This is a genomic window from Sneathiella sp. D3-11 (genome assembly GCF_055809395.1).
In genome coordinates this window covers 1009126-1024662 of sequence record NZ_CM147911.1, presented here as the reverse complement: position 1 = coordinate 1024662, position 15537 = coordinate 1009126, and the positions used below count along the sequence as shown (strand labels likewise).

Sequence of the window (15537 nt, the reverse complement as noted above, 5' to 3'; positions counted from 1 at the left end):
TCTACAGCGGCGCCGTTGCCTGACGGAGCCAGTCTGCGGTCTCACCTTCAACTTGGGGTTCGAGCTTTTCCCGGACTTCAAAATGATAGCTGTTTAGCCAGGCAATTTCGCTGTCGGTCAGCAGGTTCTTCTCAATGAGGGTTTTGTCAATCGGGGCAAAGGTCAATGTTTCGAATCCGTAGGTCACTCGCTCCGCTCCCTCCGGCTGTGGTCGTTCCTGAACCGTCACCAGATTTTCGATCCTGATCCCGTAGGCGCCGGTTTTATAGTAACCGGGCTCGTTTGAAATAATCATGCCTGGGACAAGCGCGACGGCGCTTGGCGCTTTTGATATTCGCTGTGGCCCTTCATGAACGGAAAGATAGCTGCCAACGCCATGACCGGTGCCATGATCGTAATCAAGCCCTGCGGACCAGAGGGGCGCCCGTGCGAGGGTATCAAGCTGACTACCTGTCGTTCCCTTCGGAAAGATAGCTGTCGCGAGCGCGATATGCCCTTTTAGCACCAGAGTGAAACGATTGCGCATCTCGGCACTAGGTTCCCCTATGGCAATCGTCCGGGTAATGTCGGTTGTGCCGTCAAGATATTGCGCGCCGCTGTCGACAAGATAGAGTGAACCAGGTTCAAGCGGTCGGTTAGATGCCTCGCTTGCTCGGTAATGGACGATGGCACCATTCGGCCCCGCACCTGAAATGGTGTTAAAACTAAGATCGCGAAAATTCTCCCCGCTTTCCCTAAAGGAGCGGAGCTTGGCTTCCGCCGACAGTTCGTCGACTGTGCCAACCGGTGCGTTTACGGACATCCAATGCAAAAATTTGGCAACTGCTGCGCCGTCACGAATATGTGCGCGTCGCGATCCTTCTACCTCGATTGCATTCTTTGTTGCTTTTGGAAGCAGGCAGAGGTCTTCCGCACGGCTAATTTCCGCTTTTGCCTTGATCAGTTGATCCACAATATACTGGCTGGTGACCGCGGGATCGATTTGAACCTTTTTCCCTGACAGGGATTGAAGCGCTTGCTCAAACTCCTCCGGAGCATGGAGCCTAATCATATTTCCAAGATGCTCCCGCATAGTCGGGGCGAATTTTATCTCATCCATGAATAGATCGACGGTGGCATCCTGATGGGTGATGGCAAAACCAAGCGCAAATGGTGTGCAGGGGAGATCCGCGCCGCGGAGGTTTAATAGCCACGCAACAACATCTGGGAGCGTATGGATAATGGCATCAGTTTTCTTCTCTGCAAGTTTCGCCGCAATCCGGTTGCGCTTGCTTGCAGAGCTTTCTCCGGAAAAGCGCTCCTCCTGTGGCTGTACAAGCGCGAGGGGGGCGAGGGGGCGATCTTCCCACACCCGGTCGATCAAGTTTTCGGGCACTGATGTCAACTCGACGCCGATGCTTGTGGTGGTTTTCTTCAGCGCCGCCATATTGTTTTCTGTGTGCAGCCAGGGATCAACGGCGAGTGTCTCGCCTGCGCTCATATTTTCGGCAAGCCAGGCACTCATTGGCTCCTCACTCACGTGGCGAGGCGTAAAGAGGGAGGTATCAACCTCATTCTGCACTTGAAGGGTATAGCGGCCATCGACAAAGATTGCGGCTTTGTCCTTCAGGACTGCCGCAACGCCAGCCGACCCCGTAAAACCGGTCAGCCATTTTAGTCTTTCCGCCGCCGCCGGGGCCGCCTCCCCATGAAATTCGTCATTTAGCGGGATGATAAAACCATCGACCTGTTCCGCTGTCATCTCCGCACGCAACTTTTGCAATCGCTCTTTCGAGGCACCGGGATTCAGAACGATGGAACTGATTTCTTTGCGCAGTTTCTCTCTGATCTTTTCAAGCTCCTGCGCTGTGCTGCTGTCAAGTTCCGGAAATAGCTGTTCAAGCAGCATATTTTCATCGGCTCGCGCAGGCGCGGCTGCCGCGGCCCGTAAAATATTAACGGCCTCCTCTTTGTCTTGTTGGGGCAGCAGTGCGGCGACAGAATGTTCTAACTTGGCAGTTTCCATGGGGTATGTCCTGAAATGTGGCAACCTCCTGTAAATATAGAGGTTCTAATTAGAAATATGGCGCTTTTTTAGCATAAGTGCAACGAGAGCTATGCATTTTTTGCAGGGCACCATTTCGATCTTTGCGGGCAAAAATGTGATGTAAGTCATTGTTATTTAATGAATGCAGTGCAATATATCCTCCATCAAGAATGCTTGGTTAGGAAAGTGAAATGTTCGCAAGAAACGAAAAATACGGTGATGCGTTGCAATTGCCATATGGCCCGGCAACAGGTGCCCGGTTTGACAGTATGTCAGTTAATAGGCACTTCGGCCTTTCTGGGCTGCTGCAGTCGTTGCGAAAACGTATCCGCCTTGCCACAGAACAGAATACGGCGGTTGTTGATTTAGCCTCAAGCTATTTTGGGAAGACCGTCAATAATGGCCACGAAATTACTGGTGAAGCAGTGAATGAAAACTGCTTGCGCCCAACGATTAAAAGTAACAACCGATAAAAATTTGTCCGCACCGTCGGGCTTTGAAACTTGAAGGAGTAGCAAAATGATTAGCTATGGCAAAAAAGAGATTGAGACGCTCGCATTGATCGAGCCTGTCAACACCAACAGTAACTACATCGATGTAGAAACTTACATCAATAAAGCACATAATCTGAGAGCCAAATTTATGGCCGAAGTGCTTTCAAACCTGTATCAGGCAACTATTGGCAAAATTATGCAAAATCGTGAACTCGCAGCGGCCAAGAATGCCCTTTACGGTATGTCTGATCGTGAATTGAAAGACATCGGCATTAACCGGAACGAGATCGACCGGGCCGTTGAAGGACGAGTCGCGACAGAAACAACCGGGAAAAAAGGTTTCTTTTCTAATCTGGTTACCAAATTCGTCGAAACACAGACATCTCGTGCAGCATATGTTCACCTGATGGCGATGAACTCCCGCGAGCTTGCCGACATTGGCCTGACACGCAGCGAAATCGAAGCGGCTGTCAGTGGTAACCGTACAAACGACAACCTCGCCCGGCCGAGCAACACAAACGATCACCGCAAAGCAGGTTGATCGTTCGCAGTCGACCTGCCTTCGCCTCCCCATATTGGAGGCGGGTCGGCTGCATAATTTATCGTTGGGATTTACCGACCAAGGACCAGCGTGGTCCAACTACCTATTGAATAGCGACGTTTTAGCGTTAGTCCCTGCAGTCGATAGGCACTTCTCACCATTACTTCCTGCGAGCCTAAAAGTCCGGAAAGAACCAGTGTGCCATTCTTGCTGAGGGCGGCTGCGATATCCGGTCCCAATTTCACCAGTGGCCAGGCCAGTATATTGGCGACAATCAGATCATACGGGGCTTGCCTGTTTAATATCCGGCTGTTCAGGCCTGTTGCATGAACAGCGGTCATAAGCGGGGCAAGCCGATTCCTCGCGGCATTGTTGCGGGTAACCGCAACCGCTGCGGCATCTATATCGCTGGCGATCACCGGGATTTTCCAGGCTTTTGCAATAGCTAGCGCAAGCACGCCGGAACCACACCCCAAGTCGAGCGGGTTTTTGAAATTCCGAAATTTTCGAAGGTTATCCAAGGCGACAAGGCAGCCATAGGTCGTTTCATGCAGGCCCGTTCCGAAGGCCGCACCGGCATCGATCAGCAGGTTGTGGCGAGCGCGCGCGGGATGCGGTGCATCATGCGACCCGTGAATGTAAAAGCGGCCGGCATCGACGGGCGGTAGCATTTTTTGACTCTCACTCACCCAATCTTTCTGTTCAAGAGGGCCCAGTCCAAAGGACAGTCCGGCTGGTAGCTGGTCGAGAAGATACGCTGGTGGCTCGTCGGAGAAGAGGATGTCAAGGCGCCAGAGGGAATCATCACTTACCGCTTCCTCCATCGAAACGGTCAGTGCGTGTTCCTCATAAATATCGGCGATTTCTCCAGCCTGAACAAATGGCAGGGTGAGAGTGAGTTGCCAAAAGGCGGACTCAGGCAGCTTCGACAAAATTTTCCATCACTTTCTTGACGCCGGCTTTTTCAAATGCGATTTCCAGCTTTGGCCCGTCTTTTCGGACAATACGTCCATAGCCGAATTTTTGATGAAAGATGCGGGTGCCGATCGCGAATCCATCGTCCTTAGTAGACTTGCTAACCGGTTTGGTACTGTTGTCGACAAAATTTTGATTGGCGCGCGCGCGTTTATCCAGAATTTCTGCTAGGTGAGAGCTTTCAGGGTTTCGCCAGCTCGTATGGGAGAAACCCTCACTCTGACGTGAGCTGTTATAAATCCCTTGTTCTGATTGATCCTGAATATGATCCTGCGGGAGTTCATCGATAAATCGACTAGGCAGGGACGACTGCCATTGGCCATGGATACGCCGGTTGCTGGCATGACTGATGTAGCAACGTTCCTTCGCGCGGGTTATTCCGACATAGGCGAGCCGCCGCTCTTCCTCCAGCGCTTTTAACCCGTTTTCATCAAGCGCCCGTTGATGCGGGAAGAGCCCTTCTTCCCATCCGGGAAGGAACACCACATCATATTCGAGACCTTTGGCCGAATGCAACGTCATCAGGCTGACCATCTCGCTGGTGTTGTCGGCGTTATTGTCCATGACAAGCGACACATGCTCCAGAAACTGACCGAGGCTTTCGTATTCTGCAATAGCCGGGACCAGTTCTTTTAGGTTTTCACGCTTGCCTTCCGCCTCTGGTGATTTGTCTTGCCGCCACATATCAAAATAGCCGCTCTCTTCCAGAACCGCTTCCACCAGTTCATCGGGCGGGATCAGGTCTTTCTGCGCGCGCCAGTTATCGAAAGAGGTCATCAGGTCCTTCAGGGCGGCAAGCGGCTTGCCCTTAAAGACACCCTTATCGGCAGCTATATTCGCGGCGCGGGAGAGGGAAATATTTTCTGCCCGACCAATTTCACGCAACTTTTCAAGGGCTTTGGTGCCAAGGCCGCGTTTTGGCAGATTATAGATACGTTCGAATGCCAGATCGTCATCGGGTTGATTGATTACGCGAAGATAGGCCAGAACGTCGCGGATTTCCCGCCGCTCGTAGAACCTTAATCCGCCGATAACGCGGTACTTGATCCCCATGCTCAAAAAGCACTCTTCAAAATCGCGGGTCTGGAAACTGGCGCGGACCAAAATGGCCATGTCCTGCAGGCTTTTACCCTTGCGTTCCAGGTTCTCGATTTCATCGGCAATCCAGCGCGCCTCATTCGGGCCGTCCCAGAGACCGTTCAAGACGACATGATCGCCGTCGTTCCCTTCTGTGAAGAGAGTTTTACCGAGCCGACCTTCATTATGAGCGATCAGGCCGGAGGCGGCGCCCAGAATATGTGAGGTGGAGCGGTAGTTTCGCTCCAGCCGGACGACTTTGGCGCCTGGGAAATCATCTTCGAATTTAAGGATATTACCAACTTCTGCCCCGCGCCAACCATAGATCGACTGGTCATCATCGCCGACGCAGCAGATATTGCGGTGTTTCTGTGCGAGCAAACGAAGCAAGAGGTACTGCGCCACATTCGTATCCTGATACTCATCAACCAAAATATATTTGAAGCGATTCTGGTAGAGCGAGAGGATGTCCGGGTTTTTCTGAAAGAGCGCTAGTACATGCAAGAGAAGATCGCCAAAATCACAGGCATTTTGCGCGGCAAGCCGTTCCTGATAAATAGCGTATAAAGCAGCCGCTTTGCCATGGGCAAATTCAGAACTGTTGGCCCCTTGAACCTGGTCAGCCCGCAGTCCCTTGTCTTTCCAACGGTCTATGATGGCAGCAAGACCGCGCGGCGGCCAACGCTTTTGATCGATGCCTTCTTCGGCCATGATCTGTTTCAAGAGACGTAGTTGATCATCGGTATCAAGAATGTTGAAATTTCTATCCAGCCCGATTAGCTCCGCATGGCGTCGGAGGAGCCAGACGCCAATCGAGTGAAATGTACCGAGTTTGATCTCAACCGCTTCAGGGCCGATAATCCCGGCGGTTCTTTCCTGCATTTCGGCGGCTGCCTTGTTGGTAAAGGTGACGGCGAGAATTTCCCAAGGGCGCACATCGCGGAGATTAAGGATATGCGCGAGGCGCGAGATAAGCACACGGGTTTTCCCGGTGCCAGCACCTGCGAGCACCAATACGGGCCCATCCAGCGCCTCAACCGCCGCGCGTTGCCCGTCGTTCAGTCCATCGAGATATTTAAAGTTTTGAGTCGGCGCGTGATTTCCTGCGTCGTCAAAATTGCTTATGTCAAACCTGTCGTCCATTGCTAAATGATATAGCCCATGGATACGGTTGAAGCTACTGCCGATCTACGTCTTTATTTGAAAACTTTGTCGCGGGCATCGTCCTGCGCCGAAAGCAGGGCGGCATTATAGGTATGCAGCAAATCCTTCTGGTGAAGAATGCCGATAAGTCGCCGTTCATTCGCCCGGTTAATGACGGGAACATGATCAATCCCGGCTTTTTCAATAATCTCAATGGCGGATTTGAGGCTCGTGTCAGGGAAGAGAACCGGACTACCTTCATGTACTAGATCCAGCGCGGTAACATTCTCCTGTGGTTCGTCTCCAAAAAGACCTGACTTAAGATCGCTATAGTCGATCCGGCCGATAAATTCATGGGTTTCTGGCTCCACCACGACAAATTTATCATGGTTGGTATTGCTGACGATTTTGCGCAGTTCCTTCATGGGTGTATGTTTCGGAATCTCGATGAATTCCCGATCCATGATCCCCCGAACCTGCAGGAAGCTGAGTTGACGGAGTGCACGGCTTTCATTTACGTCGACATTTCGGTTGAGAAGCTGTGTCTGCCAGATACTGCGTCCATAGATATGCTTTGTGATCAGAGTGGCGACGGAGACCGCGATCATCACGGCGATGGAGATTTTATAGTCGCCGGTCAGTTCGAACACGATCAAGATCGTTGAGATTGGTGCGCCGAGCACAGAGGCGGCAACGGCAGACATGCCGATGATGGCATAAAGACCGTGGCTTGCCGCCATTTCAGGAAAGGCCATTGCCGCAACAAGGCCGAAGGCGCCGCCGGTCATGGCACCGATAAAGAGCGAGGGTGAGAAAAAACCGCCGCCGAATCGCGATCCGAACGTTACGCCAACAGCAATGGTTTTCACCACGATTAGCAAGAGGAGCAAGAGGAGGGGGTATTGCCCCTTCAGTGCGCTGTCCGTCGCCTCGTACCCGACACCAATAATCTGCGGAAAGAAAAGGGCAATCGCACCGAGGACAACGCCGCCTGCCGCAGGCCTGAAAACCTCCGGTATGCGAAAGCGGTCAATTGTTCTTTCCGAGAAGCCGATGCTCCAGATAAAGAGTAGGGAGACCGCTGCTGCGACGACACCGAGAAGGGCAATTGCCGGAAATTCCCAGAGGGAGACAATCTGGTAATTGGGAATAATGAAAGCTGGAAAATCGCCAACATATATCCGGCTGATCACAGTGCCGATGACGGAGGCAATCACAATCGGGGCGAAGGCCTGGGTTGCGAGGGAGCCAACAACAACTTCCAATGCGAAAAACATACCGGCAATGGGGGCATTAAAGGACGCGGCAACGCCGGAGGATACACCGCAGGCGATTAGCGTCATGTAGTATTTTGAAGGCAGGCGTAGGCGTTGGCCGAGTTGGCTGGCAATGAGTGCGCAGAAGTGAACGACTGGCCCCTCCCTGCCGCTGGATCCACCGCAGCCGAGAGTGAGGGCATTGACGAACAGGCCGCCAATTCCGGGCGCCAGTTTCATTTTACCGCGATTAACAATCACGGCCTCCATGACGTCCGCGACGCCTTGTGCGCGATAATTCGGGAGGACAAATTTCCAGAACAATCCGACAATCAATCCGCCAACGACTGGTGCGGCCATGATCTGCCACCATGGAAGTTTCTCTGCCTGTGCGAGGATTTCCTGACTTCCAAAGCCGTAAAACAAAGTCTGAATTTCACTGATGGCGAGACGAAACCCGACAGCACCATATCCAGCGAGAAGACCAATCGCGATGGCGCAGGCAATGAGTTTAACCGGCGTACTGCTTGACGCGGTAAGAAGCGGGTTGAGTATTTTTTCCCCGGTTCGGGAGTTTTCAGAGACGGCCATAGTCAGCCATACGTCCAGTATATTTTTGTCTTTTTAAGTAATTTATTATTCGTGACAACCAGATGTATCTTGATTGTCTTAAAGTTTCAATAAGTTCGGGGCTATTATTAAGCCGAATTCAGAAACTTTTGCGCCCAGCCGAGCGTTTCCCGGGTGGTTGATGAGGGTTTATATTCGCAGCCGATCCATCCGTCATATCCATCCGCCTCAAGCAGATCAAAAATATAGGGATAATTGATCTCGCCGTTATCTGGTTCAAAACGGTCCGGTGGATTGGCAATCTGTAGATGCCCGATCAATGGAGCGAATTTTTTATACTGGCGAACAATATCGCCATCCGTGCGCTGGACATGATAGATATCGAACTGCAGACGCAAGTTCGGATGATCTATTTCCTCAATCAATTCTGCTGCCTTGCTCGCGCTATCGAGGAAATAGCCCGGCATATCCTGTGTGTTTATTGGCTCAATCAAGGCAGTAATGCCGCTCTGTTCGCATGCGGCGGCGGCTTTTTGCAGGTTGTTGCGGTACACGGCGAGCTGAGTATTCTCGGTAATCGTAGTATCCCGAAGGCCTGCCATAACATGGAGCCGCGTGCAGCCGAGTGCGTTGGCATATTCAATCGCCTGATCAAGGCTAGCCTGAAATTCAGCGTCTCGTCCGGTCTGACTGGCGAGGCCTCGCTCCCCTTTTTCGAAATTACCTGCCGACAAGTTAAAAAGCGCCTGGGTCAGGCCGTTGTCATCGAGGCGCTTTTTTATCTCCGCCGGATCAAAATCATAAGGGAACAGATACTCCACGCCACTGAAGCCATCTTGGGCGGCAGCGTCAAAACGATCCAGAAACGGAACTTCCTGATAGAGAAAGCTAAGGTTGGCGGCGAATTTTAAGGACAAGCCGTTATTTCCTCTCGCGATTTTCTTCAACAATCGGTTTGACGAAGGAGGGCGCCTGATCCCACGGAAAGAGAATCCATGTATCCTGGCTGACTTCCGTGATGAATGTATCGACTTGCTCCAGCCCTTTGGGTTTGCCATAAATCGTCGCGAAATGGGCGTTGGGGACCATCTTGCGGACATGACGTGCGGTAATGCCGCTATCAACAAGGTCGTCCACAATGACCCAACCTTCACCCCCGTCGGGTAAATCCAGACCTTTGATGATATTCACCTCGCCAACAGATTTATCATCGCGATAAGCGGCTATACAGACTGTATCAATATGGCGGACATCAAGTTCCCGCGCGACAATAGTTGCCGGAACAAGACCGCCACGCGTTACTGCGATGACGCCCTTAAACGGTGCCTTCTCCATCAAACGCCATGCAAGCGCCCGGCCATTTCGGTGCAATTCCTCCCAGGAAACAGGAAAATACTTCGTATAGCCTGCGTCAGTCGACATTGGTGTCCCCCCGATTTTACGTTTGGAATGTTTTAAACCGGCTTTGATAAGATTTAAAGCGTCCTTTTCGCGAAAGCCTCTTGTGAGGTCTTTTTTCAAAAACAGAATTGAAGTAGGTTTTCTTAATGGCATCAAGATCCCCGAGTGCGGCACAACTTAAATATCTTCGGCTTGGCCGGTTCCAGCCGGGGGTAAGCTGCCGCTTTTTGATCCGAACGGACAACAGATCAGCAAGACCGTCATAAGAAGTTGCCTGAAAAAGGGCTGGGTGAAGACTTGGTTTGACAATCCCATCAAGCCCGACTGGCTCGTCTGCAAAATAACAGCGGAAGGGATAAGGATGGTCGACAAATATGGCGCACGCCACTAATTTTGGCTTCATATGAAGTGTGACGGGTGTCGCATAAGCACAATTTCCCCCTGAAAACACTTTTGGTATCCTGCATTTGGTGTCAAACTTCCGAAATCCGATTATCAGATGATGGGGCAGAACTATGACCGGAACCGTTGGTGAACTTATTCTAGCCGCGCTGGCTTTCCTCCTAATTCATATTGTTCCGTCAAGTGTTTTGCGCGAAAGGGTCGTCTCCCGTATTGGCGAAAAGGCCTATATGGCAGGCTTCAGCTTGCTTTCGATTGCAATCCTAATTTGGCTGATTATTGCCTATCGTGCAGCGCCATTTGGGGACATGCTTTGGGATGCGGGCAATGGCGGGCGGCATCTTGCGATGCTGCTCATGCTCATCGCCTTCATTCTATTTTTCAGCGCCATTACAAGCCCGAACCCGACGTCAGTCGGGGCTGACAAAATGCTTGGAAAAGAGAGCGCATATAGCGGTATCAATGCAATTACACGCCATCCGATGATGTGGAGTTTCACGCTCTGGTCCATTGCGCATATCGTCAATAATGGCGATATCACATCGGTCGTCTTTTTCGGAACCTTTGGCTTGCTTGCGTTTGCCGGGACTTTTTTAATTGATGCGAAGAAGGCACGGCAGTTGGGGGAGGGCTGGACCCCGTATACGGCACGTACATCGAACATCCCCTTTGCGGCAATTATTCAGGGTCGGGCGTCGCTGTCGATCAAACCGCTTTGGTGGCGTGTATTAGCCGGGGTAGCCTTGTTCGCGGTGATGTATCTCCTTCATCCGCTGGCCTTTGGCGTCTCCCCGGTCCAATATAGGCTTAATAGATGGCGCAGGTGGTATTTCCGGTGGCGTAAAGCTTGCCATCTTCGCCGACAAGCCGGGCTTCTGATGTGGCTATTTTTCGGCCCTTGTGAACAACTTCCGCTGTTGCCGTAACCTTACCCATGCCGGGCAGCATTGCTCGCAGATACTTAATATTGAGATCGACAGTCGTATAGCGCTCCCCAGGCTCTAAAACTGTGTGGATGGCGCAGCCTAGGGCACTATCGAGGAGTGTTGCGGCATACCCGCCATGTACTGAGCCGATCGGATTTAAATGCTTCTCGCCCGGATGCCCCGTAAAAACAGCTTTACCAGGCGAAATTTCAGAAAGTTCAAATTCAAGGGTCTGACCAATTGGTGGCTGGACACCGCCGTCAATTACGGACTGTAATTGCTCCATGCCCGTCATTTCCTTGCGGGCCTGTTCCAGCATTTTCTTTTTATCGAGGGCGTTCATCATGGGTATCCCTTATGTCAGTAATCTATTGCCTGAAAGATATGGTTTTTTCTTAAAACGAAAATATGCTAATTTTGAATACACTCTATTCAAAAATGTATAAATATGTCTTGGGATTACTATCGATATTTTTTGGCCGTTGCGGAAACAGGCAGCTTGTCTGCCGCCGCTCGCCAATTGTCCGTTTCCCAGCCGACTGTCGGACGGCAGATTGCTGAACTTGAAAAAAGGCTGGAAACCCGGCTATTCGAGCGGGCGTCCCATGGCTATTTACTGACGTCAGCGGGGCAGCAAATACGGGAGAGAATTAAGACCGTCGCCTCAGACCTTGACGGTGTTGAGCAGATAATCAGCGGGTTGGACAAATCCCTTTCAGGGACGATCCGGATTTCAGCGACGGAAGGGTTTGGCAGCTATTGGCTAACCCCGAAACTCAGTCAGTTTCAGGTATACCACCCCAGTATCAAGTTTGATTTAATGCTCGATATATCTGTTGTCGATTTGCGCCGTCGCGAAGCAGATATCGCATTACGGCTCGCTAATCCGCGCGTATCCGATCTAATCGGCCGTAAAGTCGGTCGCACAGGTTTCGGTCTATATGGCGCGAAATCCTATCTTGAGAGGCGAGGCCGCCCGGCAGCAATGGCGGACCTTGTCAGCCATGATTTTATCGGCTGGCAATCAGGGCGGGATCGTCTACCGTTTTCTGCCGCCTTGGAGAAGATTGCGCCGCCGGGCAACATAAAGTTTCGATGCGATACCGTTGCCGCGCAGATTGCCGCCGTGCAAAGCGGAATTGGGCTATTCGTCGCGCCTCATTATCTTGTACCACGCGATGACCGGGTTGTTCGTTTGTTATCGGCAGAAATCAATCTGAAATTTGATATCTGGCTGCTGACCCACCGCGATTTGGTGAACGCCGGACGCATTCGCACGCTTCTTGATTTCCTGTATGAGCGCTTTCGCGATGATCGGGAATTTTTGCTTGGGGAAGATTTACGACCCTGATTGTCGAAGGCAGTTTATATGTGATAGTGTTTTTTGCAAACACCGCGCATTAGGCATAAGGAAAATAACAATGAAGATACTTCCTGAAATCAATGAGATGCATGCAGAGCTTACAGAATGGCGCCATAAAATCCACAAGCATCCGGAAACAGCTTTTGAGGAATACAAGACGTCTGATTTTGTTGCCGAAAAACTGGAAAGCTTTGGCATTGAGGTGCATCGTGGATTGGCAAAGACAGGCGTTGTCGGGACGTTGACGCAGGGAAGTGGTAATCGGGCAATTGGTCTGAGGGCGGATATGGATGCTCTTGATCTGCAGGAACTGAATGAGTTTGAGCACCGGTCACAGATTGATGGCAAAATGCATGGCTGTGGTCATGATGGCCATACAGTTATGTTGCTGGGGGCAGCAAAATATCTTGCGCAATCCAAAAATTTTGATGGCACCGTCCGCTTCATTTTTCAGCCGGCGGAGGAAAATGTCGCAGGCGGTCGGGTAATGATCAGCGATGGTCTCTTCGATATGTTCCCTGTGGATAGCGTTTATGGCATGCATAATATGCCGGGGCATGAAGTGGGGAGCTTTGCAGTTTGTAAAGGCCCGATTATGGCGTCCGCGGACTTCTTCGAAGCTCGTATTATCGGTAACGGCGGGCATGGTGCGTTTCCGCATCTGGCGACGGACCCCGTCGTCATCGCCTCTGAGATTGTGTTGGCCTGGCAGAATATTGTCAGCCGGAATGTTGACCCGCTTCAGTCCGCTGTCGTAACTGTTGCCCAGATCAATGGTGGACATACGGGGAATGTTATTCCTGCGGATGTGGTCCTGAAAGGGACGACCCGCGCGTTTGACCCGGATGTCCAGGATATGATTGAAAACCGGATGCGGCAGATCGCTGTCGGAATTGCTGAAGCTCATGGTGCCAAAGCAGAGTTTAACTATGACCGCCGCTATGCGCCGACGATCAACACCTCGGATGAAACCGATGAGGCTATTGCCGCCGCTGTCGAACTTGTGGGGGATGCCGGGGTCAATAAGAATGTAACTCCGGTTATGGGCGCAGAAGATTTTTCATGGATGCTGCGGGAGCGTCCGGGCTGTTACCTCATGATTGCCAATGGATCGGGGGAAGGAAGCTGCCATGTGCATAACCCGAATTACGATTTCAACGATGAAATCCTGCCACTGGGTGCGAGTTACTGGGCCCGGCTGACGGAACGGATTCTTACCCAGGACGCAACTTAGCCGCAACAATGTTTAAGTTTCGCAGGATTCTAACCACTTTTTCGTGATCACGGTTACAAAAGCATGGAAAACTTGGTGGAATTCATCGTTCGGTAAGATCACATTAGTTATCATCGATGTTATATAATTTGGGATTGATGCAAACTTTAATGAGTATGAATGTGACATTTTGGGGCGTTCGGGGTTCAATCGCAACACCGTCGCCTGATCATATGAAATATGGCGGAAACACCTCCTGTGTGGAGGTGAACGTTAATGATCGCACAATCATTCTTGATGCTGGTACAGGGGTTCGACTGCTTGGCGAATGCCTGATGCGCCGAAACTTAAAAGACTACCTCTTCCTGCAATCACACACCCATTGGGACCATATCAATGGCTTTCCCTTTTTCTGTCCGATCTATCGTGATGACGTCAATATCAAGGTCATGGCGGGGCATTTAAGCCAGTTGGGAGGCATCAAGAAGGTTCTTTCTTCGCAAATGTGCCAACCGACGTTTCCCGTGCCTTTTAGCGAACTTGCCGCGAATTTGAGTTTTGAGGACTTCAAAGCGGGCGATTCCTTCTCTTTGGGGGATGGCATTTTCATTCGAACCGCGCCAATGAAGCATCCAGATGGCGGCACGGGATATCGGATCGAATTTGAAGACAAATCGATTTGCTACATTACCGACACTGAGCATGTAATCGGCCATCCCGATCAGGACATCCTTGATCTTATCGAGGGTGCGGATCTGGTTATTTATGATTCCACCTATACAGATGAGGAGTATCCGCAGTTTAAGGGCTGGGGACATTCGACCTGGCAGGAAGGGGTACGCTTGTGTAAGGCCGCGCATGTTGGGCAATTGGCAATATTCCATCATGATCCAACCCATGATGATACATTCATGGATCAGGTTGCCAAGGACGCCTATAACGCTTGGCCAAATGCCTTTGTCGCTCGCGAGGGGATGAAGGTAGAAATCAAGACTGAAAGCTATTCGAATAAAATCTCCGTCGCGCGGTGATTGATTGAGGCTATGGATTGTCAGTACTGATAGTCGACTCAAAGAAAGAGGCAATCAGGCGGGATTGGCGTTCTTCTTTCAAGCAAGTAATATATGTCGCTTCTTTAAAGCGCTCATCTTCTATCTCAATCCCATGAATACGTTTGTCCCAGCGGATATCTGCATCGGTATAAAACGCGACTCCAAGACTATTTGCCACGGCTTCTCGCCCGATCTCCCTACTTTGTAGCATTAGTGTCTGTTTGACGCCAAAGTTGAAGTATGTTGACCAATGCCCTCGTAATTTTCCTGTGGCTTCCAGTTCGGAAGGGGGGATGATTATCGGATCTGTCAGCTCTTTGAGCTCTTTCAGGGTTACCGTTTGCTTCTGTGACCAAGCATGATCTTTTGATACAGCGAGTTTCAGGGGCGTTTCATCGATTTTTTGCGTAAACAGTCGGTTATCTTCTGGCGGCAAATGTTGAATGGCGATATCGGCTCGAAAATCTGTAATTTCTTTCTCTATTTGCGAGGGCGGAAAGCTCAAAAAGGAAAGACGGATTTTCGGATATTTTGAATGAAAAACGGAAAGAAACGGTAAGGCCTGAAGGGAGGAGGGGGCGATAACGTTCAGGTTTCCAGCCTCCATAGTGTCTAGAGAGGTAAGGAGTGTGTGTGCCTCTGCTTCCAGATTGAAGATCCGTTTGGACAGCTTCAACAGCATTTTGCCTGACGATGTGATCTCCGTCTTCCGCCCGTGCCGCTGGAATAACTTCGTGTTGTAGTTCTGCTCCAGCGCCTGAACCTGAAGTGTGACGGCCGGTTGTGTGAGACCCAGCATTTTCGCGGCGGAAGAAAATCCACCTGTTTCGGCCACGGCGTGAAACGCTTTCAGCTGTGCATGGTTCATCGTCGCAGTCCCGGTCTACATCATGATTTGGTTTTCCACATTTAGGCCTCTCACTGGAGTATTGAACAAGTATAACTGACGATTAAGTTATGTGTTAACACTTGTCAATTGAAATAATAATTCTTAATACAATAATACAGGGTGTTTTTAGGTGTGGTTTTCACAGTTGGCTGACATCTTGCCTTCGCATTTCTCGTTTATGATGTAGTTTTTTGCTTTCCAATCAAACG

15 protein-coding genes are annotated in these 15537 nt (G+C 50.9%); 6 read left to right on the top strand and 9 right to left on the bottom strand.

All coding sequences use genetic code 11. The features are described 5' to 3' along the window. Position 1 precedes the first annotated feature (1 nt). A complete protein-coding gene (locus AC0L73_RS05435; protein WP_227949557.1) occupies positions 2-2005 on the bottom strand; it encodes an aminopeptidase P family protein in 2004 nt (667 codons plus the stop codon). 212 nt (positions 2006-2217) lie between these two features. Here AC0L73_RS05435 and AC0L73_RS05430 point away from each other — a divergent pair, with 212 nt between their 5' ends. Continuing rightward, positions 2218-2499: a hypothetical protein gene (locus AC0L73_RS05430; protein ID WP_227949559.1), complete on the top strand. Its 282-nt coding sequence runs from the start codon at positions 2218-2220 to the stop codon at positions 2497-2499. A 46-nt stretch (positions 2500-2545) separates the two neighbouring features. Continuing rightward, the gene (locus tag AC0L73_RS05425) at positions 2546-3061 is read left to right on the top strand and encodes a DUF1127 domain-containing protein (RefSeq protein WP_227949561.1); all 516 of its coding nucleotides are present in this window, start codon (positions 2546-2548) and stop codon (positions 3059-3061) included. Between the two features lie 71 nt (positions 3062-3132). Here AC0L73_RS05425 and AC0L73_RS05420 read toward each other — a convergent pair whose 3' ends face one another. From AC0L73_RS05420 to AC0L73_RS05395, 6 genes are all read right to left on the bottom strand, one after another. Then, positions 3133-3993 carry a 50S ribosomal protein L11 methyltransferase gene (locus tag AC0L73_RS05420; protein ID WP_227949563.1) on the bottom strand — a complete coding sequence of 287 codons (861 nt, stop codon included), beginning with the start codon at positions 3991-3993 and terminating at the stop codon, positions 3133-3135. Next, a complete protein-coding gene (locus AC0L73_RS05415) occupies positions 3977-6256 on the bottom strand; it encodes an ATP-dependent helicase (protein WP_473655058.1) in 2280 nt (759 codons plus the stop codon). The genes AC0L73_RS05420 and AC0L73_RS05415 overlap by 17 nt, the downstream gene beginning before the upstream one ends. 53 nt (positions 6257-6309) lie before the next feature. Further along, the gene (locus AC0L73_RS05410; protein WP_227949567.1) at positions 6310-8103 is read right to left on the bottom strand and encodes a chloride channel protein; all 1794 of its coding nucleotides are present in this window, start codon (positions 8101-8103) and stop codon (positions 6310-6312) included. A gap of 107 nt (positions 8104-8210) precedes the next feature. Continuing rightward, a complete protein-coding gene (otnI, locus tag AC0L73_RS05405; RefSeq protein WP_227949569.1) occupies positions 8211-8999 on the bottom strand; it encodes a 2-oxo-tetronate isomerase in 789 nt (262 codons plus the stop codon). A gap of 4 nt (positions 9000-9003) precedes the next feature. Further along, on the bottom strand, positions 9004-9504 hold the full coding sequence (gene gpt, locus AC0L73_RS05400) for a xanthine phosphoribosyltransferase (RefSeq protein ID WP_473655057.1): 501 nt from the start codon (positions 9502-9504) through the stop codon (positions 9004-9006). 16 nt (positions 9505-9520) lie between these two features. Continuing rightward, the gene (locus tag AC0L73_RS05395) at positions 9521-9934 is read right to left on the bottom strand and encodes a hypothetical protein (RefSeq protein WP_473655056.1); all 414 of its coding nucleotides are present in this window, start codon (positions 9932-9934) and stop codon (positions 9521-9523) included. A 64-nt stretch (positions 9935-9998) separates the two neighbouring features. Here AC0L73_RS05395 and AC0L73_RS05390 point away from each other — a divergent pair, with 64 nt between their 5' ends. Then, positions 9999-10811, top strand: a complete 813-nt coding sequence (locus tag AC0L73_RS05390) for an NnrU family protein (protein ID WP_473655055.1) — start codon at positions 9999-10001, stop codon at positions 10809-10811. On the opposite strand, the gene AC0L73_RS05385 is transcribed toward AC0L73_RS05390, so the two are convergent. Beyond that, on the bottom strand, positions 10693-11157 hold the full coding sequence (locus AC0L73_RS05385) for a PaaI family thioesterase (protein WP_227949578.1): 465 nt from the start codon (positions 11155-11157) through the stop codon (positions 10693-10695). The genes AC0L73_RS05390 and AC0L73_RS05385 overlap by 119 nt on opposite strands. Before the next feature lie 102 nt (positions 11158-11259). On the opposite strand from AC0L73_RS05385, the gene AC0L73_RS05380 reads away from it, so the two are divergent. The 3 genes from AC0L73_RS05380 (at position 11260) to AC0L73_RS05370 (ending at position 14418) form a co-directional block, all read left to right on the top strand. After that, positions 11260-12162: a LysR family transcriptional regulator gene (locus AC0L73_RS05380; RefSeq protein WP_227949580.1), complete on the top strand. Its 903-nt coding sequence runs from the start codon at positions 11260-11262 to the stop codon at positions 12160-12162. Between the two features lie 70 nt (positions 12163-12232). Next, positions 12233-13408, top strand: coding sequence for a M20 aminoacylase family protein (locus AC0L73_RS05375; RefSeq protein WP_227949583.1), 1176 nt, complete (start codon positions 12233-12235; stop codon positions 13406-13408). A 149-nt stretch (positions 13409-13557) separates the two neighbouring features. Further along, positions 13558-14418, top strand: a complete 861-nt coding sequence (locus AC0L73_RS05370; RefSeq protein ID WP_473655054.1) for an MBL fold metallo-hydrolase — start codon at positions 13558-13560, stop codon at positions 14416-14418. Between the two features lie 10 nt (positions 14419-14428). On the opposite strand, the gene AC0L73_RS05365 is transcribed toward AC0L73_RS05370, so the two are convergent. Then, complete coding sequence (locus tag AC0L73_RS05365) at positions 14429-15307, bottom strand: LysR substrate-binding domain-containing protein (protein WP_227949587.1); 879 nt, start codon at positions 15305-15307, stop codon at positions 14429-14431. Positions 15308-15537: the final 230 nt, after the last annotated feature.